Source organism: Candidatus Magnetominusculus dajiuhuensis, from assembly GCF_046044395.1.
GTDB lineage: Bacteria > Nitrospirota > Thermodesulfovibrionia > Thermodesulfovibrionales > Magnetobacteriaceae > Magnetominusculus > Magnetominusculus dajiuhuensis.
In genome coordinates, this window is sequence record NZ_JBJUSG010000081.1 from 1 (window position 1) to 17,282 (window position 17,282).

Consider the following 17,282-nt stretch of genomic DNA (forward strand, 5'->3'; position numbering starts at 1 on the left):
GGGATGCCCTCGCAGGGAAATCAACGGGTGTAGTTATTTAGACGCTTACTTTTCTATCAGGCTGTACAGATTTCCCTCATTATATTGAAGTGAACTGCTTTTTTCAGGTTTATCAACGTTTTCCACGCACGAATATCAGTCAACGGTGTGGAGCTGGAGTCATCCCACTTATCCGAACCGGTAAGTGTCGGCTTGTTGCTATCCGGCATGAGGTAGTCAATGTTAAACGAGATGTTTTCCTGGTTTACGATTATCCCGCCTGAGATGGCCTTACATGCCATAAATTCCTGCCGGCGCGTAATCAGGTCTTTGAGATTTTGCTGCTCCCTTGCTATCCTCTGATTTCTCGCGTCGGTTACGTTGCCGCCGCCCGGTATGTATAAATTGCTGCCCGCTGATCTCACCAGTAGCAGCTCGTCGGCCGTCAGCGGTGTCTTCATTCTGATGCGGGGCGTTTTTACTGTGCGGATTTGGGCACCAAGTTTTCTGACTACCACACCGCCTTCCACAGGCGATACAAACGGGGCAAGTCTCTTATTCCCGACGAGTATGTCTATGTCTATCGTGTTTGTTGGATGTGTTTCCTGCTGACCAAATATCATATCGAGTACGAAACTCTTAGGCGGCACAATCAGGTTTAAGGATTCTGTCAGGGCGCGCCAATTAAAAAGCTCTTCCAGTGCAAATGGCATTACTTAACCTCCTTGATATATATTCCAAATTCCAGGAATTTCAGCGTTGCGGCGGTGTCAAGCCCCGTCAACGCGTTGGCGTTAAACTCGCCGTGGACATATGCCGTTACCTTGGCGTTGCCTGCCGGGCTATTGACGTCCCTTGCAAGTATCGCCCTGGGCACTTCTGTCCCATCGCTGTTGCCTGAGTGATAAGACTTATATTTGCCCGTGGCCGTTACGCGGCCCAGTACTGTACCGAGTACGTGAGCGGCCGCGTCTGATGCAACAGTGGGCTAAACTCTTCGATAAGGCAGCGAAATATCTTGGTCAGGTCGTTCTCGATTCCGAAAAAGATATAAAGGCATTTGTTGTAAAATTTGCCAACGGCACGAGAATCCACGCGATCAGCTCCAACCCCAAGGCATTTCGCTCCAAAGGCGGCAAGGTTGTCCTCGATGAGTTCGCGTGGCACGAAGACCAGGAAAGACTATGGGCGGCTGCAAAGCCATGTATCACGTGGGGATATCCCCTGCGGGTATTGAGCACCCACAACGGCACGAATTGCCGGTATTATAAGTTTATCGAATCCACAAAAAAGGGTCGGCTCAAGTGGTCTCTCCACACGACGACGATTCATACGGCCGTTGAACAGGGGCTTGTTGATAAGATATATAAACGACCCACCACACAAGAAGAGCGCGACGCATGGCTTGCCGATCAGCGTGCAAGCTGCTTCGACGAAAACACTTGGCTGCAGGAATACTGCTGTATTCCGGTGGACGAGGCCTCGGCGTTTCTCACTTACGAAATACTTGAGAAGTGCACACTCGGTGATATTATAAGGCCCCTTGCCGAAATCAAGGACGGCCTGTTTATCGGCATGGACATAGGGCGCAAAAAAGATTTAACTGTTATCTGGTGTATCGAAAAGATTGAAAATATCAAATACACGCGCATGGTTAAAGTCATTGAGAAGACGCCGTTTCATATGCAGCGCGCAATATTATTCGAGATATTAAAACTCCCCACACTCCGGCGGGCTTGTATTGACGCCACCGGCATTGGGATGCAGCTTGCTGAAGAGGCACAGCTTGCCTTCGGGAAATACCGCGTTGAGGCCGTCACGTTTTCAGCCAAAATCAAAGAGGATTTGGCATACGGCCTTCGCAACGACATGGAAGACAGGCAGTTTTATATCCCCGACGATTTTGAAGTTCGCGAGGATTTCCACTCCATCAGGAAGGTTACGACAACCGCCGGTGCAGTCCGGTTTGACGTTGCGGCATCTGAGGCACGCGGCCATGCCGACAGATTTTGGGCATGTGCGCTTGCGCGATACGCCGCCGCTGACGCCTCAAGCGGCCCTATAAACGTGGCCACGCGACGCAAAAGAGAAACGACGAAATTTTTTAGAGGATATGACTAATGAAAAGAAGCAAATCAAAAAAGGGACAAGAGATTTATAATTTTGCGGCGGCGCAATTGCCGCCCATATTCCCCGAAATAGCCACGCGGCGAGGGGCGATTGATTTTTATACGTGGTCAATGTACCTGCCAAATCCCGACCCGATATTACTCCGCCAGGGAAAGAATATCACCGCATATAACGAGCTGCTGGTTGACGCCCACGTGGGCGCGTGTGTCAAAAGCCGCAAGTCCGGCGTGAAATCTCTGCTTTGGGGCATAGATTACGGCAAATCAAAGATGTCCCGGCAGGCCAAATTCATTGACGGCGTCTTGAAAAATCTCGATGTCGAGCGGATTATGTCAGAAATCCTCAATGCCGTATTGTTTGGCTATCAAGCCCTTGAGGTGATTTGGACACAGGACGAAAACGGGTTTATTGTGCCGCAAGATGTCTTAGGAAAACCCCAGAACTGGTTCGTTTTCGATATGGAAAATAATCTGATGCTGAGGACGCGGGATAATTTCAACGGTTTTATACTGCCCGACAGAAAATTCATACTCGTCCAGCACGAACCGACCTACGAAAACCCGTATGGATTCCCGGAGCTATCGCGCTGTTTCTGGCCGGTGGTTTTCAAAAAGGGGAGCATTAAATTCTGGGCGGTCTTTGCTGAAAAATATGGTATGCCGTTTATCATTGGCAAGCAGCCGCGAAGCACTTCAAAAGAAGATACCGAGAGGCTTGCCAACATGCTTGACGCGATGGTTCAGGACGCCGTGGCGGTTATTCCAGATGATTCGTCTGTGGATATTCAGAGCGGCCTCGTGAAAGGCGGCGCGTCGTCAACTCTGTATGTGGATTTAATCAAATTCCTCAACGACGAAATCTCAAAGGCAATCTTGGGACAGACGCTGACCACGGAGATGGGCAGTACGGGCAGCTACAGCGCCTCGCAGACGCATATGGAAGTTCGCGGCGACATCGTAATGGCAGATAAGAGGCTCGTGATAAAGGCGTTTAACACCCTCATAAAGTGGATTATCGAGATTAATTTCGCAAGCAAGGAAGTCCCTGAGTTTACCCTGTGGGCAGAAGAGGATGTTGACCAGTCCCTGGCCGAAAGAGACAAAAATCTCACCGCCTCGATGACGCTGTCAGGGCTTCAGCTCTCGAAAAAATATTACCAAAAGAACTACGGGCTTGAGGACGAAGATATACAAGAGGGGACAGCCCCCGCACCGACACCGAATGCAGCGCCACCAGCCATGTTCGCACAGGCGGCGGCTGACATTTCCCCAGAGCAAGCGGCTATTGACAATGTCAAGCTCTCGCCGACTGATTTGCAGGCGCAGGCCGAAGACGCATTAAAGCCTATTATCAATATGATTCACAATAAAAAGTCTTACAATGATATCCTCGACACCCTTGCGGAAATGTTTCCTCATATGGACACTGACAACCTCATTAATATGCTGACGATGGTATACTTTATAGCCGATACTTGGGGACGGCTCAATGCCAAATCCTGAAGACATTGACCTCTCTTACGCAATCGGCCTTCCACCTGAGTACGCAATCGAGTATTTCCAAAAGAAGGGCTATAAAATTACATGGGACTGGCACGAGGCCCTGCGTGAGGCACACACGAAAGCCTTCACCGTGGCGAAGGTCATGCGCCTTGACATCCTGAAAGACATCAGGGACGCGGTCGAGAAGGCGCTTAAAACAGGCATGACCTTTGAGGAGTTCCAGGCAGAACTTGAGCCGAAGTTGAGGGCTAAGGGCTGGTGGGGCAAACAGGAGATAGCCACTGAAGACGGCATCAAAACCGTACAGCTTGGCTCAACGCGCCGACTTGAAACCATCTACCGCACCAATCTACAGGTCGCATACATGGCGGGCAGATATAAAGCCCTGATGAAGGACGTTGCAAACCGGCCGTACTGGCAATATGTTGCAGTCATGGATCAGAAAACACGCCCGGCCCATAAAGCCCTCAACGGCAAGGTCTTTCGGTATGATGATCCCTTCTGGGACACACACTTTCCCCCAAACGGTTTCCGGTGCCGATGCGAAGTCTTTGGTCTAAGTTCCAAGGATATGAAAGAAGAGGGGCTTCAGGCAGAGACAAAGGATTCTCCTTATCGCAATGTTCAGCCTGACTACGGGTGGGACTATAATCCGGGGAAAGATGCGTGGGAGCCGGACTTAGATCAATACCCTTACGACATTGCCAAGCTCTATGTAGAAGACGGCCTGACGGGGCCGGATTTCAACGCCTTTTACGATGGCCTGACAAAGGGCAATTTCCCTGTGGCCGTTCTTTCAGAGGAATATAAAAATAGCATAGGCGCGACAAGCCAGGTCGTTCTTTTGTCAGATGAGAGCCTTGCCAAAAATAAAGCAAATCACCCCGAATTGACCGAGGAGGAGTATTCCAAAATACCTGACATCATATCCTCGGACGCTGATGTTATTATTCAGGACGGCGAACTTACGCTTGTATTTATCAAGATTAACGATCGGTATTACAATGCCGTGGTGAAGGCTACCGCAAGCGGAGAAACACTCTTTCTTACTTCATTTAGAAGGGTTGACGATGTTGAAAGAGAAGTTGGAAGATTAAAGCGCAAACAGGGAACAAAAATTATAAAAGATGATTTAAAGACTTCGGGTGGGGCCTCCCATTGAACCCCACATAGCGAGCCATCCTTTGAGGACGTCCTACGGCCGGGAGATTATCACCGCGTCGCCGAAGCCTTTACTAAATTATAACATAATATGATAAGAATCGAAATAAAAGATGATAATATAAAAACTAAACTTCTGGCACTCCATAGCCGAATGTCTAACCTGTCGCCCTTGATGGCCACGCTTTCAGGTGATTTAATGCGCTCTGTCCAAAAGAATTTTGCCGAAGAGGGGCGTCCTAAATGGGCGTCCTTACAGCCATCAACTCTTGCCGCCCTCGCTAAAAAAGGCCATACAGGCACAATGTTAAACCGCACGGCAGGCGGCCTTTTCTCAAGCATCCAACCCAAAAGCGGCAGGAATTACGCCGCTGTCACTACAAACAAAAGATACGCCGCGGTACAGCAGTTCGGATTTAAAGGATCTGTCGCTGTCAAGGCCCACACGCGCAGGATCTTCACCACTAAAGGCAAATCAGGCAAGGTACTCAAAAGGAAAAAACTAATCGGTACCGCCAATGTGAAGGCTTTTTCAAGAAAGATGGATATCACCGCGAGGCCGTTTTTTAAACTTACTGATGAGGATATTCAGACTATCATGGAGAGTATAGCGAAGTATGGGGCTTTATGATGTCTCACGGAGTAATTTGCTGTTTATATATCTGTAGCTCTGCGGTGCTTTAATATCTACCCATACCTCATGCAATGGAATTGGTTCAGGAAACAAGGTTGTCACGGAAAAGAATATCCCATAAGCCTCTGAAGCCCCAGAAAAATATTTATTGTATTCATCGTATGTTATCCCTGCTTGTTTGCCAACCTTCCACCACAGCTCTTCCGGGGGAGCACTTATAACTTTTTCAATTTGACAGACGCCTATTAATGCCTTCACAGGAGCAGTGGCATAGACAAACGCTAAACATCTTCTTTCAAGTTTTGGGAATTTACGCCTTAACTCAACTGTCTTCGTCCCATCGAATATCATCTTTGCATATTCCGGCTTTATTGAGATTAATATATGCCTTTTAGTCACCTTAATACTGCCCGTCGTAACACCCACTTATTCTGACCTTAGCAATTCATTAAAACCTTTTTCTGTTATATTCCTCACGCCATTAGATACAAATACACCATAATAACCACCATCATGCCATGTTGATTGCCAGATACTCGTGACATCGCTTTCATATGACAGAAACTTCTTCGTATTCCTTAAATCTCTAACTAAACGCATATTCCCTATCTTTATTCCTATTGGTTCTCCTGCTACGGGTTCAGAAGTATATTTGCTTTCTTTATAAAATAATACCCCAGGCTCCCACTCCTTTTCTACCCGCTCTCGAATCATTAGTACCTCCTATTGCCTTATCCTATATGACTTCCCATCGACAAACACCTCCGCGCACATCCCCCGAATCCTGTCAGCAATCGCGGGGTCTATCGTGTTTGAGAGCTGCTCCGGCGGCAGGTTTGATGATACGCTTGTGTGGATTTTGCGCGATACGAATCTTTTGTACCGTTCGTCTATGAGCATAAACAGCCGCTCCTCTGTCCAGTCCGTAACCTTATGCTTGCCCATATCATCAAGGGCAAGGTAATCCGCCTCGTAGGCCAGCGTCTCTATTGCCAGAGTGTCCTTGTCTCCAAAACGCCGGAGGCTATCCAGCAGCTTTGGGACTGTGATTATGACTGATACTATCTCTTTTCCTATCGCCCTGATGACCGTTGCCGCCATGAGGTGCGTCTTGCCGACTCCGTACGGCCCGAACAGGTAATATCCCTTGTGAGCGGCGTGGATTTGCTCGTATGCCCGCCACTGTGTCTGGTGCTGCGGCTTATAACTTTCAAATGTCATATGTCGCATGTCGTTGATTTGCGATTCTTTTAATAACGTCTCAAATCGCTTTTGTTTTTCTGCCTCATAATGGCATTTGCAATATCTGAGATGTTCACGGCCGCCCACGGGCGTCACCCACACCCAGCCGCTGCCGTCGCATAGGCCGTATTTGCATTTATTTCCTGTATTTGTCATATGCGCTCCCTGTTGCATGGCCTGCTTTTTTCCTGTCATAAAAGCCGTCCAGCACCTTTTGTGAGTTGTTATCGTTTTTTATAATCCAATCAAATGACGCCCGCCAGCCGTCCTTATTCTTGCCTGTTAGAAACGGGTTTGCGATTATTTTTTTGAATACCTCTTCCCATTCGTCAAGTCTGCGCTCTTTCAGGCGGGCACGGCAGTTGCGCATTCGCGGTGCTGTCATCTTATTCGCAAAACATAGGCCAGCCTTTGCCGCATATTCATTCCATAAGAGTAATAGATCACCCGGCTTAGCGCCGTCTGATGTGACAAGTACATGTATCGTTCGCCCTGGCATAAATGTCAGCAGCTTAATCGCCGTCTCAAGACCACAGTTTTCAGCAACGAGCCGGAGATCCTCGTTTGGCAGGTCTTCTAATTTATAATCTTCAATATCCACTATTTATCTGTGCTATACTCTCTATGTATATTTTGGCAATACTTGGCGGTATCGCGTTTGCCACCATCAACCAGTTGGCCTTATTATTGCCGCAAAACATATAATCGTCGGGAAATCCTTGTGCCCTCCGTGCCTCAAGGAACGACAGATGCCTCAACCGTCCAGCATCATAGACGATTACTATGTTGGTATGACATCCCGAACCAGAACACATAGACCCTAATATTGTTGGACATAGCTTAGTGTCTTCAACAAGCTGGAAACTGAAAAATTTATGACTCTCTTGCTTGTCAAATCGTCTGGAAAAAACACCGTTTATGGCTTTGGCGCTCATAGGCCGCATATCGGCACCGTCTCTGATATTGCCGAAATTAACCCACGGGGACAGCCGGATAAAAATGTCCGGCGATTCCGTGTGCGTCGGCTTAGGATGTTGCAACGCGATCCCACCCCTTAATTTGCCTAAGCCAAATAACCGCAGCCGCCTCTGAGGGATGCCGTAATCCGCATAATTAATAACCTGCCAATTTATATCGTACATTGATAAGCCTTCGTTCAATGCTTGGAAACTTTCACTGCTCCTGTATTCACGGACGTTTTCAAATAGCAGATATTTGGGCTTGAGACCAATTATTTGTTCGATTAGCGGAAGCGTAATGTCCCTGGTGTCGAGTTCCTTCTGCCGCTTGCCGATTGACGTAAATGGCTGGCATGGTATCCCGCAGATAATCATGTCTACAGGGCTTAATTCGTGAGATTGGATGCTTCGCATATCTGCATGATGTATCAATACGTCGGGATGATTCGCCTGTGCAGTGTGTACGGCCGCAGCGTTTAGGTCAAATCCCCACTGCGGCCTTGCTCCAGCAAGTTTAGCGCCCAGGATATCACCACCGGCCCCGCAACATATATGTCCTGTTGTAAGGTTCAAAATAATTTGCCCTGCCTTTCGTCTATGTCATCACTACGCAATACCCCATAAACAAACCCCTCAGTAACTCCCAGCTTTAGGGCAATCTGTTTTACGTTAAAACCAGGCTCTCTTTTCTTTTTTAATATATAGCGTTTTTTCATTTCATTAAGGCTGCGCTCTGAGAGATACAGTGTCATCCCTGACAGGTTCTCCCAGAGCGATTTCAATACCTCAAGTCCGCAGAAATCGAATATGAGTTTGACGTCCCCGTATAGCAGGTCTTCATATTCGATGTCGTTCAGCCAGTCCACTCAATGCTTCCCTATGCCGCTTCCTGCTCGTCTGCCATCTTGTCTTCTTTAAGGAAGGCTTTGACGAGTTTTTCGGTATCGGTATCGGTCGCTTTAAGCACTAGCTTATCGGTCGTATCTGTTATTCTCGCACCGATTTTCTTCAGTTCAGTGGCGCTCAAGTTCAGGAGCGCATCTTTAGACGCTGTCTCCTTTACGTTAATCAATACCGCGGCCTGTTCCGGCAGGTGCCTCATGATCAACCGGATTGTCTTGTCCATATCATCGATTTCCAGTGTGCCCTTCGACTTTTGCAGTCCTACTTTTATCCCATACATAGTTATTGTACGCGGGTTTTCAAATAGCTCCGGCGCAGACAATATTGCCGCACCCAGCGTACCCCTCTTGTCTGTTACTCTTCCCAAGGCATCTTTAATGCCGTATATGTTTCTTCTTACCGCGGCCTCTTTTTCAAGTTCAAGGTCTTCAATTCTTTCCTTCAGCAACTTCCAAGCATCAGCATACTCCTTTGTCAGCCTTTCAATTTCTCCGAGTGTCATCCAGACCTCCTATACCCTCCAGCTTATACCCGATTTTTACCGCCATATCCAGTAGTGCCAAAAGTTTTAACGTTATCATGGCCCAGGCCTTCTTATGCTCTTCAGATTGTGCATCCTCTGACAGTTCGGCAGCCTCGGCGACAAGCTCGTCAAACATCTCGAAAAACTCCTTCTCATATGACTTTATTGGGTCGAATCCTGTGACAGTTTCCATTTAGACACCTCCATAGGGGCAGCAACCCCTTTTTATAGGCCTTTAAAAGGCTTGTTAACTCACATTTTAAGGATTGCAAACCGCCGCATTCCTTTTTCCATCTGTCCGCCCGTAAACATTCAAATGTGCCGATGTCCCTTTCATGCCTGTACACGCAGAGCATATTGTTTCCTCCTCCTTGTGGCCGATACCGCCGTTAGTACTGGCATATGATCAAGGGCTTTCTTCACCTTTCGGATATCCTCCTTTGTCAAAAAGAGTATGTCCGATACTCCAAAGCGCCCAAGAAAACGCCGCAACATCTTTTCCTTGTCTTTCGACGCCACATAGCTGCGTTCCTTCCACATACACTCAATCATGCGCAGTTGCGCCGGTGTGGCCATCTCGTCGCCACGCTTGCCGAGACACTCATATTTACTGCAGTCTGAATGCCTCTTTTCCCAATTATTTGTCAGATTCAGCGCCAGCCATTCAAGGTGGTCAATTAACCTCCCTGCCTCGGAGTAATCCATACCCGTGCAGGAACTCGTCCTACCGCCGCTGTATTCCTTTACCAACCACTCATATACGGCGTCATCAACTCCAACGCGGTGCTGAAGTGTCTTAATCTTCTTAATCTGCCCGGCGGTTATTTTTGTTTCGTCGAATGAGCCTTTTTTACATGCGTTACAGTTTTTCGCCATATTTGACCTCCTGATTACTTTCTTACCGCGCATTTCTCACACGCCTTGTAGAGCCTGAGAGTTTCAGGGTTGCTTGCCTTCATGCCGATGGCCTTAGCCATTTGCCATGTCTCAATACACTTGGCCGGTGAGATACCGCCTTTGATCGGACAGATAACCTGCCCGTTGTTGCCGTATATGCTCATCACGCGCGCCTCTACGTTAGCGAGATTCCCGTTATATGTGCCGCGCAACACGAGGTCAACGACCGACCGCGAATACCCCAGCTCTATCCCAACCGCCTTTGAGCCTTTCTCTGTTACCTCGCGGCGTAATATCTCTTTCCACATATCAGGCATTTTTACCTCCGGGGCGCTTCCATTTTTTCTTTAACTCTTCAATACTATTGACTTTGAGATTCATGTATGGGACTTCGTCTTTTTCTATCTCTTCAGCTTCGGGTGTTGGCAGTCTCGACTCATCTTTTGCCCAGTATTCCTTCGTGTTCGGGTCATACAAAAAGCCCATATCTTTTTGGATAGGAGCCTCCAGCCCCGTATTTTTTACGAGCCGATAGACATTCTCCTTGCCTATTCCCGAATCAGATTTTTTTGTCCCGACTTTCCTGATATATCCGGCCTGTTCAAGGCAGTAGAGCCAGTGTTTGATATTGCCACGTCCGGCCTCTGCCATAATGGTTATTTCATTCACTGTGAACAGCTTCCCTATACGCATGATTCGCCAAACGCGCAAGCGAGCAGTGTTTTTTCGCTGATTATTTTTCACGTTTTTCAACCTTTTTGAATATCGCTTGTACATCATTTAGGTCAATTTCTTTTTTTGAGTTATTCTTGGCGTAACCTTCCATTCTGTATATCCAGAGTATTAACTTGCGAAACCGGTTTGCGTCTTTGTGGACATAAGCCGCGGCCTCCGCGTTAACCCTGACCTCGCACATTTGTTCAATGATGCCTGAGACGTCCTCACGGGATAGCGGCGTAAACTCCAAAACCACCGAAAACCGGTCGTATAGATGTTTATATTTCTCCATCTTTTTACGGGCCTCGCCCATGCCGATAAAGACTATGGGCGTATCAGTCTGGTCGTGGATGTCCCGCAGTGTCTCAATGACGCGGCTGTCGTGGGCAAGATAATCTACCTCATCAACAAATATTGTCCGCGGCCTGTCCATGAGCATATCTATGCACTGGCGGAATAAGTCCGATATGCGGTTCGCTGGAGACTGCCCCAGCTCTGCAACGATATCCTCAAGCAGCCACCGGCCGGTCATTAATTTTTTCGTGCGTATAAAGACGCCGTCGTTCTGGCCTATCCACCACATTATCGTTTGCGTCTTGCCAAGTCCCGGCTCTCCATAGACCAGCGCCATGCCGGGTATTCCTGTTTGTCTTGAGTGAAGGCTGGTCATTGCGGCAGTAAAATCCATTACATTTTTTGTCCTTGCAAAAAGTTTTCGCATTTGGTATACTCCCTCAGCTTTACGATTGTGATGGGGCTGCTTACGGGGCAGCCCTTTCCTTTTCTAACCTTGTTTTTCAAAATATCTAAACAACATATCGTAAGTATCCGAGCTCTCAAAATCCTTCCTGAATACCATGTCTTCTTCGGTTTGGAATCCATATTTCAGATGCCATACATACCGCTCGTGAGCCTCGTCAAAGTCCGGCCTCACAGACGGCGCCACTTGTGTCTCCGTAGTGTCGGTAAGATAATCCTCCGCCATGACTGCCTCATCAGGGATAGCTCTGTCACCGAAATCGCCAAGATGCTTAACAGGCTGATATGATATTGCCGGGCGATTGGCTATATCGCCGTCCCAGCCTGGCTTAATATCCTTGCCGCCGGAGATTATACCGCGGACTGCCTGACGCGTTGCCTTGCTGAGGCTGCGCTGTTGGGTAAGGCGGAATTTCAACTCTGCCATGTCCGCGACATCTCCGAGTGCGGCCGCCATTGGATGTATTGCGTCATACCGCTGCGCTATGCCGAGATATGTACCCTCCGGCCTGTAAACCTTAACGTAACTAAGGTCACTAAGGCTGTATTTTATAATTGCTTGTTTAGTCAGGCCGTATAGTTCCTCATTGTAGTAATCGGCATTTAAAAATCTGATGCCCTGACGGCCGATTTGCCTGATTGCAGAGTCCATCATCAAATCATCGAGGTCGGCCAGATTGACGCCCATGCCGCGGCCAGCGTTGAAAACCTCGCCGATTGTCTTGCCCTTGACGTGCGGGCAGGGTTTGGCGCGGTGGTACTTGAGCCACGATTCTATCATCTGCACGGCCTCATCTATTGTCGGTATGTAGCTTTTGTGCAAGGCTTTATGAAACTTTTCATTTCGCATGAGATGCGCCGGTTTATTCGCTATTGAATTACCGATATAGCTTGGCGTTAATTTTTCGAATGATTCTGTAAATTCCCCGAAAAATCTCCCGATCAATTTTGCCCGCGCGTTATAGGGCTGCGCGTAGACCGGCTTGATACTCAAGCGCTGAAACAATCCCGTTAGGCCTGACTCGTTGAAATCTTTAGAGCCGTTAAAAAACCTTGCCCTGAATGCCTTGCCGTTATCCTGATATGAGACCTTTGGGGTGCGGCCAAAGCGGATTATCGCGTTTCTCATCGCCGAGGCGATACACTGTGTATTTTCCTCACACATGATCTCATAACCCACGAGGTCATATGATTTCCAGTCCAGATAGCCGACCAGCGTGGCTCTGCAGGGCTTGCCGGTAAACGGGTGTATGACCTGGAAATTAAGCGTGTGGCCGTCGGCAATGAACACGTCGCCGACCTCAAGCACTGAGACATCACGAATGATATATCTCTCAACCTTGTCTTTCAATGCCTTTTCGCCCTCGCGGGACAGTACCCAGATGTCGTAATTATTCTTTTTAAACCATTCTGCCCAGCGCCGGAATTTTATAGGCGCTGACGGCGACGAAATGCCTTTATCATTTAGATAATATTTTGTAATATTGGTTGCCGTACCGATGTTGATTTTTCCCGAATGCAGGAGCTGCCGCTGAAAAACCGCTTTTTCGTCCGGCGTAAGACCAGGTTCGCCCTCACCGTATGACCAGCCCGGCAGCAGATTTTGCCAATCACCGGAGTTTACGCTGTCATTCAGAAGTTTTGCCCAGCCGTAGAGTGTACGAAGGCTGACCTTGCCAATTATCTCTTTAACGTGGGGCAGGATTAAGCCTGACGAATATATGGCAAGAAATTTTATATCTGCATCGCTGCGGCCGCCTTTGGCCTCTGCCCTGTATTTTTGCCATGTCGTGAGTAAATCAAAGCGGGCGAGCGCGATTTGACGGGCCCCAGGGCTATTGCAATTAGAGGAGGCGGCGGGAGCTGGCAACTCCCGCCTGGTCACACGCGCACTACCACCGGCCCGAGAGACCGGCTTTTGCCGCTTTGTGATTTCTATAATTTCGGTATTTGTCATTGTTCTATCTTTTGCCCCGTATAATCTTCCCAGCGCTGCTCAAATCGCCAGAAGCGATCCATCATGCGGGCGTGCAGACCGACAACCTGGGCTTGCAGGTTATCATCACCGATAATCCGTGCGTCAAAGGCTATTGATGACAGATAACCGTCAAGACGCATGAATGTATTCTCGATTTCCGTGAGCATATTCGACGCCCAAGAGGCGTCAGGGCCGTTGGGAACCATAAGTTTATAGCCTTCGATGGCCTGTTTGAGCATATCATTTTCAGCTTTGAGACCCTGTGCTTCAGGATTATCGCCGCGTTTCTTTAATTTTTTGATGAGTGACTTGAATTCATTGATAGACATCCCGTCATATTCCTCAAGAGCCTTACCGTTTATGCCCTTTTCCTCGATTTCTTTAATGGACTCGTCAGAGCAGCTCTCAAGGAGAGATACTGCTTTTGACCAATTCGACTCAGCAAATTGTCGGAGCTTGGGAAGTTCGATACACTTTTTTGTAAATACCATGTATTTATAGGCATACCGTTCTGACATCCCGCCGAACTCTTCAGAAAGAATTGATACAAACTTTTTATGCGATTCCTTCTCTTTAATTTCGAGTAAGATGCAGCCTAATGGGAAGCGTACTTGTATTTCTTGCTGTAACAGCCATTTGCCTTGCTTGATTCGCAAACTTAAATCATAGGGTTGGCTTAACCCATATGGAGTTAACATCTCTTTGTAGTTACAAGGTCAGTTTCTTTGCTTGCCAGCATAAAGCCTTCCTTAAGTTTTGCCATTAATGGCAACAATCATTATGTTTTATATGCGACAACAACACGTACAAATATAATCTATTAAGTTTGTTGTCATTAATGGCATAAATCATTCTTTCTCCACCACGACTTTGAGTAATGTTAAATGTTTGTTTTTCTCTGCCCTTATTTCTTTCTCTTTTTCGTCAAGCCGTTGCCATGCCGCCCTCAGAGCCTCCTCACCCGGCAGGGCGAACAGGCCGCATTTGCGACTTATAGTCTCAATTGCCCGCCTTTGATTTGTGGCAAGGACAAAGGCAGACAGGTATTTTGACGGCATCGAGTGAGGATGGCTTACGGCCGTCCAGTTATTCAGATTTGACAACGTTATTTCGTCGCCCGTGAGGTCGGTCATTCGCGCGGCTACGGCGGCGCGAGATAATTCAAGGCCCCGTTCGTCCACGGCATGTTTGATATCGTCCGCAATGGCCGCCTTCAGCTCTTTATCGACATCAAGGCTGCCCTTGGGGACGCCGAATGTCTCGCGTCTTTGCTGCTCTTCAAAACCACTGAAACAGCGGCATTGTTGTATTTGCGGTCTTTTTAGTCATTGACATCGGCCTTGTTGTCTTCGCCTTCCATTTCGATAAACCCTAAATAATAGAGTACGATTAAAGTTGAAATCCAAAGAATTTTAGCAACAAAAAGAAACACTATAATGCCAATTACTACAAAAAAGAACCGCAACAGAGCAATGACTGGCTCAAATATGCTTAATAAGTCATTTATCATTGGCTCTGCCTCCGTTTTGTAAGGCGACCTGACTTCAGGCCGCCCGTGGTTATTATTGTTACTCTGGACATCAGTCCCCTACAGCGGGATCGTCAACTGGGTCATCACCGTCGTCATCTCCCGGTGTTTCCTCTTTTACGGTGCCGGGTGCGTCTGCGGCTGGCAATTCTCCTGCGCCGGTTGTGTCTTCAGGGGCTTGGGTGGTGGTGTTTTCTGTGTCTTCTGCCATGTTATGTCTCCTTTCTATTCGTTATCCCGTGCCTCTATGGACGGGTTGTTGCCCTATTAACGTTGTGCGGGTGAGTGTGGTATCGGCTCATCGCGATAGCACACGATCATGTCTTCAGTTATCCCAAATACCCTACGGTTTGTATCCGAATTAGCGCATTGGAAAAGCAATCCGTTAGCATCCCTATATACTATTATCTTCGCCATACTACCCTCCTTACGTCTTGGTGTTCCTTTCTATTAATTATCCCGCCATCAATGGACGGGGTGTTGCCTTCCGACAAATCATTTCTCAACTTAGTCATTGACACGCCTCCCGCAATCGGCTAAACTATCATCAGTACAGTTAGAGGCGGGGTTAACACCCCACAGGAGGTCATACGGCATGGCAAGACAATCAGCAATACCCTTGCGTACACGCTTGGAGTTGAATTTTGGGACTCTGTTTATCGTATTCCACACAGCGCCCCTGGTAACACCAATGCGTTTTGCTATCTGTGAGCCAGCGATCTCCTTGTCAATCAGCAGTTTTTTTATGTCCTTTTTATTACACATGCCTATAGCATAATCGGATACCGATATAATGTCAAGTAAAATATTAGATGCAGATATTTTTTATAGAATTAAACTTGTAAGGAAAAAATACAGACTCTCACAAAAGGAATTTGCAAGTGAGTTAGGTGTTTCGCAAGGTTTTTTGAGTGAGCTTGAATCTGGTAAGTATAAACCTACCAAAATTATATTACTAGCAATAGCATATCTGTATCCGATAAATATAGATTGGCTCCTGACCGGCAAAGGAGGAATGTATAAGCCCGGAACTGATCACCCTATTCCTATCGAAGACATCCCGAAAGAAACCATAAAAGAATGGATAGACGAGTTTTGGGGAAACGCAACAGAAGATGAGAAAGGATGGTTAAAAGTACAATTTCCCCTTACATTTCCACAGTTTAAGGACTGGCTCTTAAAAAAGCAATCCGCAGGAGTTGAAGGCCAAGATGATGGCATTGGGGCTAAAGACAATTTAGCGTAGCCAACCGATGTTACCTTTACGTAACATAATATTGTAATATGTATTTATAACTATCAGTTACGGCCTTAATCATAATAAAATATCTTGATACATAACCACAAAAATGTTGACAACGTATAATTGTTTTTGTTAAGGTTGAGTAAAATGACGGGAGGTCAGGACTATGGCGTGGGAAGTGTGGGGCGAAGGTAAGTTCTATATATGTCGAGTGTACGAAATGTGGGGCTGACAAAGTTAAGCCGGATAGGCGGCAGCAGTTAAATCAACCAGAGACGATAGAACCTCCCTTAAACCAGTCAAAAGAGCAACCGGAACAGCAGAAATTTGCTATACGGGATATAAAGCTGCCGCAGCCTAAGATAAGGGAAAATCCATTTGTAGTTGACCATGGCTTCATGGGCTTCATATCATTCAGGGATATGGTCAGCACAGCTCTGATAAAATTGCTATATATCTTAGGGGTTATAATCAGTATATTAGGCTGTGTATCGGCAGTATTATTTCCAAAGGGTTATTTGTCAAATTGGTTTACAACAATATCAGCAATGATTATTTTCAATTTGATTTGGCGGATACTCTGTGAGTTTTTGATTATGCCCTTTAGTGTGCATGACATTCTATCATCAATAGAGAAACGAATGATTATGCTTGAGGAAACGACTAAAAAATAGGGTGACCATTCTATCCATGCCCCTCCCGCCGACATTCCCCATAGTGTCAAACTTTTGACGCTTTGACTAAGAAAAATCCTTGACTTAGTCATAAAAAGGCCGTTAAACGGTAAAAAAAAAGCATTTCCGATACTTTTTTGCAAAACCGCCTGATAGCTACGAAGCCCGATATTGTCTATTAAATACAAGTGCTTACGCTGAAATCAGCCCAAAACATGAATTGCAAAACTGCCTGATAATATATAATGACTATTCAAGGAAAGCAGCAGTGAGCAGTTGAATTTCCTAATCAATACTTTGTAAGCGTCTAAATAACTACACCCGCTGGGTTATCGGCAAAAGTACCCCCTATCGACATATTGCGGCAGCAGGCATTTATAATCGTCTTCAGTCCTGGCCTATGGCAGCCGTTCAAAGATATAGCGTAAATATTTATAAGGTTCCAGCCCGTTT

26 protein-coding genes are annotated in these 17,282 nt (G+C 47.0%); 6 read left to right on the top strand and 20 right to left on the bottom strand.

The features are described 5' to 3' along the window. Positions 1-56 precede the first annotated feature (56 nt). Both AB7D94_RS11375 and AB7D94_RS11380 read right to left on the bottom strand, forming a co-directional pair. Positions 57-692 (bottom strand): major capsid protein, encoded by a 636-nt coding sequence (locus AB7D94_RS11375; RefSeq protein ID WP_420266000.1) that lies wholly within the window; start codon positions 690-692, stop codon positions 57-59. Further along, positions 692-922: a head decoration protein gene (locus AB7D94_RS11380; protein WP_420266025.1), complete on the bottom strand. Its 231-nt coding sequence runs from the start codon at positions 920-922 to the stop codon at positions 692-694. The genes AB7D94_RS11375 and AB7D94_RS11380 overlap by 1 nt, the downstream gene beginning before the upstream one ends. A gap of 32 nt (positions 923-954) precedes the next feature. Between AB7D94_RS11380 and AB7D94_RS11385 the strand changes: the two genes are divergently transcribed. The 4 genes from AB7D94_RS11385 (at position 955) to AB7D94_RS11400 (ending at position 5,403) form a co-directional block, all read left to right on the top strand. After that, on the top strand, positions 955-2,100 hold the full coding sequence (locus tag AB7D94_RS11385; RefSeq protein ID WP_420266001.1) for a phage terminase large subunit family protein: 1,146 nt from the start codon (positions 955-957) through the stop codon (positions 2,098-2,100). Then, a complete protein-coding gene (locus AB7D94_RS11390; RefSeq protein ID WP_420266002.1) occupies positions 2,100-3,611 on the top strand; it encodes a DUF935 domain-containing protein in 1,512 nt (503 codons plus the stop codon). Before AB7D94_RS11385 ends, AB7D94_RS11390 begins: the two co-directional genes overlap by 1 nt. Next, entirely contained in the window at positions 3,598-4,773 is a 1,176-nt protein-coding gene (locus tag AB7D94_RS11395) for a phage minor head protein (protein WP_420266003.1), read from the top strand. Before AB7D94_RS11390 ends, AB7D94_RS11395 begins: the two co-directional genes overlap by 14 nt. A gap of 90 nt (positions 4,774-4,863) precedes the next feature. After that, positions 4,864-5,403 carry a phage virion morphogenesis protein gene (locus AB7D94_RS11400; protein ID WP_420266004.1) on the top strand — a complete coding sequence of 180 codons (540 nt, stop codon included), beginning with the start codon at positions 4,864-4,866 and terminating at the stop codon, positions 5,401-5,403. On the opposite strand, the gene AB7D94_RS11405 is transcribed toward AB7D94_RS11400, so the two are convergent. The 18 genes from AB7D94_RS11405 to AB7D94_RS11490 form a co-directional block, all read right to left on the bottom strand. Then, complete coding sequence (locus AB7D94_RS11405; RefSeq protein WP_420266005.1) at positions 5,398-5,805, bottom strand: ASCH domain-containing protein; 408 nt, start codon at positions 5,803-5,805, stop codon at positions 5,398-5,400. The genes AB7D94_RS11400 and AB7D94_RS11405 overlap by 6 nt on opposite strands. A gap of 27 nt (positions 5,806-5,832) precedes the next feature. Next, positions 5,833-6,120, bottom strand: coding sequence for a hypothetical protein (locus AB7D94_RS11410; RefSeq protein WP_420266006.1), 288 nt, complete (start codon positions 6,118-6,120; stop codon positions 5,833-5,835). Positions 6,121-6,129: 9 nt separating this feature from the next. Continuing rightward, positions 6,130-6,804: an AFG1/ZapE family ATPase gene (zapE, locus tag AB7D94_RS11415; RefSeq protein WP_420266007.1), complete on the bottom strand. Its 675-nt coding sequence runs from the start codon at positions 6,802-6,804 to the stop codon at positions 6,130-6,132. After that, the gene (locus tag AB7D94_RS11420) at positions 6,785-7,249 is read right to left on the bottom strand and encodes a hypothetical protein (RefSeq protein ID WP_420266008.1); all 465 of its coding nucleotides are present in this window, start codon (positions 7,247-7,249) and stop codon (positions 6,785-6,787) included. The genes zapE and AB7D94_RS11420 overlap by 20 nt, the downstream gene beginning before the upstream one ends. Further along, positions 7,239-8,180 (bottom strand): DNA cytosine methyltransferase, encoded by a 942-nt coding sequence (locus tag AB7D94_RS11425; protein ID WP_420266009.1) that lies wholly within the window; start codon positions 8,178-8,180, stop codon positions 7,239-7,241. The genes AB7D94_RS11420 and AB7D94_RS11425 overlap by 11 nt, the downstream gene beginning before the upstream one ends. Then, a complete protein-coding gene (locus tag AB7D94_RS11430) occupies positions 8,177-8,473 on the bottom strand; it encodes a hypothetical protein (protein WP_420266010.1) in 297 nt (98 codons plus the stop codon). Before AB7D94_RS11430 ends, AB7D94_RS11425 begins: the two co-directional genes overlap by 4 nt. 11 nt (positions 8,474-8,484) lie before the next feature. Continuing rightward, entirely contained in the window at positions 8,485-9,012 is a 528-nt protein-coding gene (locus AB7D94_RS11435) for a hypothetical protein (protein WP_420266011.1), read from the bottom strand. Beyond that, the gene (locus AB7D94_RS11440) at positions 8,993-9,226 is read right to left on the bottom strand and encodes a hypothetical protein (RefSeq protein WP_420266012.1); all 234 of its coding nucleotides are present in this window, start codon (positions 9,224-9,226) and stop codon (positions 8,993-8,995) included. The genes AB7D94_RS11435 and AB7D94_RS11440 overlap by 20 nt, the downstream gene beginning before the upstream one ends. Positions 9,227-9,366: 140 nt before the next feature. Next, positions 9,367-9,909 carry a phage protein GemA/Gp16 family protein gene (locus tag AB7D94_RS11445; RefSeq protein WP_420266013.1) on the bottom strand — a complete coding sequence of 181 codons (543 nt, stop codon included), beginning with the start codon at positions 9,907-9,909 and terminating at the stop codon, positions 9,367-9,369. Between the two features lie 14 nt (positions 9,910-9,923). After that, positions 9,924-10,247 (bottom strand): hypothetical protein, encoded by a 324-nt coding sequence (locus AB7D94_RS11450; protein ID WP_420266014.1) that lies wholly within the window; start codon positions 10,245-10,247, stop codon positions 9,924-9,926. Continuing rightward, the gene (locus tag AB7D94_RS11455; RefSeq protein WP_420266015.1) at positions 10,240-10,623 is read right to left on the bottom strand and encodes a hypothetical protein; all 384 of its coding nucleotides are present in this window, start codon (positions 10,621-10,623) and stop codon (positions 10,240-10,242) included. The genes AB7D94_RS11450 and AB7D94_RS11455 overlap by 8 nt, the downstream gene beginning before the upstream one ends. A gap of 40 nt (positions 10,624-10,663) precedes the next feature. Then, complete coding sequence (locus AB7D94_RS11460; protein WP_420266016.1) at positions 10,664-11,368, bottom strand: AAA family ATPase; 705 nt, start codon at positions 11,366-11,368, stop codon at positions 10,664-10,666. Positions 11,369-11,431: 63 nt separating this feature from the next. Further along, the gene (locus AB7D94_RS11465; RefSeq protein ID WP_420266017.1) at positions 11,432-13,363 is read right to left on the bottom strand and encodes a Mu transposase C-terminal domain-containing protein; all 1,932 of its coding nucleotides are present in this window, start codon (positions 13,361-13,363) and stop codon (positions 11,432-11,434) included. Further along, complete coding sequence (locus tag AB7D94_RS11470) at positions 13,360-14,040, bottom strand: hypothetical protein (protein ID WP_420266018.1); 681 nt, start codon at positions 14,038-14,040, stop codon at positions 13,360-13,362. The genes AB7D94_RS11465 and AB7D94_RS11470 overlap by 4 nt, the downstream gene beginning before the upstream one ends. A gap of 192 nt (positions 14,041-14,232) precedes the next feature. Further along, positions 14,233-14,565: a hypothetical protein gene (locus tag AB7D94_RS11475; RefSeq protein ID WP_420266019.1), complete on the bottom strand. Its 333-nt coding sequence runs from the start codon at positions 14,563-14,565 to the stop codon at positions 14,233-14,235. A 140-nt stretch (positions 14,566-14,705) separates the two neighbouring features. Then, positions 14,706-14,894, bottom strand: coding sequence for a hypothetical protein (locus tag AB7D94_RS11480; protein ID WP_420266020.1), 189 nt, complete (start codon positions 14,892-14,894; stop codon positions 14,706-14,708). Between the two features lie 70 nt (positions 14,895-14,964). Beyond that, entirely contained in the window at positions 14,965-15,123 is a 159-nt protein-coding gene (locus AB7D94_RS11485; RefSeq protein ID WP_420266021.1) for a hypothetical protein, read from the bottom strand. 296 nt (positions 15,124-15,419) lie between these two features. Then, positions 15,420-15,677, bottom strand: a complete 258-nt coding sequence (locus tag AB7D94_RS11490; RefSeq protein ID WP_420266022.1) for a hypothetical protein — start codon at positions 15,675-15,677, stop codon at positions 15,420-15,422. 28 nt (positions 15,678-15,705) lie between these two features. Here AB7D94_RS11490 and AB7D94_RS11495 point away from each other — a divergent pair, with 28 nt between their 5' ends. Further along, positions 15,706-16,158 (top strand): helix-turn-helix domain-containing protein, encoded by a 453-nt coding sequence (locus tag AB7D94_RS11495; protein WP_420266023.1) that lies wholly within the window; start codon positions 15,706-15,708, stop codon positions 16,156-16,158. Positions 16,159-16,553: 395 nt separating this feature from the next. Further along, positions 16,554-16,829: a DUF4282 domain-containing protein gene (locus AB7D94_RS11500; RefSeq protein ID WP_420266024.1), complete on the top strand. Its 276-nt coding sequence runs from the start codon at positions 16,554-16,556 to the stop codon at positions 16,827-16,829. The last annotated feature ends 453 nt before the right edge of the window (positions 16,830-17,282 follow it).

Excerpts from the sequence above, each read along its gene's own strand:
- AB7D94_RS11375 (WP_420266000.1), bottom strand. The coding sequence starts at position 692 with ATGCCATTTGCACTGGAAGAGCTTTTTAATTGGCGCGCCCTGACAGAA.
- AB7D94_RS11385 (WP_420266001.1), top strand. The coding sequence starts at position 955 with ATGCAACAGTGGGCTAAACTCTTCGATAAGGCAGCGAAATATCTTGGT.
- AB7D94_RS11390 (WP_420266002.1), top strand. The coding sequence starts at position 2,100 with ATGAAAAGAAGCAAATCAAAAAAGGGACAAGAGATTTATAATTTTGCG.
- AB7D94_RS11395 (WP_420266003.1), top strand. The coding sequence starts at position 3,598 with ATGCCAAATCCTGAAGACATTGACCTCTCTTACGCAATCGGCCTTCCA.
- AB7D94_RS11400 (WP_420266004.1), top strand. The coding sequence starts at position 4,864 with ATGATAAGAATCGAAATAAAAGATGATAATATAAAAACTAAACTTCTG.
- AB7D94_RS11410 (WP_420266006.1), bottom strand. The coding sequence starts at position 6,120 with ATGATTCGAGAGCGGGTAGAAAAGGAGTGGGAGCCTGGGGTATTATTT.
- zapE (WP_420266007.1), bottom strand. The coding sequence starts at position 6,804 with ATGACAAATACAGGAAATAAATGCAAATACGGCCTATGCGACGGCAGC.
- AB7D94_RS11435 (WP_420266011.1), bottom strand. The coding sequence starts at position 9,012 with ATGACACTCGGAGAAATTGAAAGGCTGACAAAGGAGTATGCTGATGCT.
- AB7D94_RS11440 (WP_420266012.1), bottom strand. The coding sequence starts at position 9,226 with ATGGAAACTGTCACAGGATTCGACCCAATAAAGTCATATGAGAAGGAG.
- AB7D94_RS11445 (WP_420266013.1), bottom strand. The coding sequence starts at position 9,909 with ATGGCGAAAAACTGTAACGCATGTAAAAAAGGCTCATTCGACGAAACA.
- AB7D94_RS11450 (WP_420266014.1), bottom strand. The coding sequence starts at position 10,247 with ATGCCTGATATGTGGAAAGAGATATTACGCCGCGAGGTAACAGAGAAA.
- AB7D94_RS11455 (WP_420266015.1), bottom strand. The coding sequence starts at position 10,623 with ATGCGTATAGGGAAGCTGTTCACAGTGAATGAAATAACCATTATGGCA.
- AB7D94_RS11460 (WP_420266016.1), bottom strand. The coding sequence starts at position 11,368 with ATGCGAAAACTTTTTGCAAGGACAAAAAATGTAATGGATTTTACTGCC.
- AB7D94_RS11465 (WP_420266017.1), bottom strand. The coding sequence starts at position 13,363 with ATGACAAATACCGAAATTATAGAAATCACAAAGCGGCAAAAGCCGGTC.
- AB7D94_RS11480 (WP_420266020.1), bottom strand. The coding sequence starts at position 14,894 with ATGATAAATGACTTATTAAGCATATTTGAGCCAGTCATTGCTCTGTTG.
- AB7D94_RS11485 (WP_420266021.1), bottom strand. The coding sequence starts at position 15,123 with ATGGCAGAAGACACAGAAAACACCACCACCCAAGCCCCTGAAGACACA.
- AB7D94_RS11490 (WP_420266022.1), bottom strand. The coding sequence starts at position 15,677 with ATGTGTAATAAAAAGGACATAAAAAAACTGCTGATTGACAAGGAGATC.
- AB7D94_RS11495 (WP_420266023.1), top strand. The coding sequence starts at position 15,706 with ATGTCAAGTAAAATATTAGATGCAGATATTTTTTATAGAATTAAACTT.
- AB7D94_RS11500 (WP_420266024.1), top strand. The coding sequence starts at position 16,554 with ATGGGCTTCATATCATTCAGGGATATGGTCAGCACAGCTCTGATAAAA.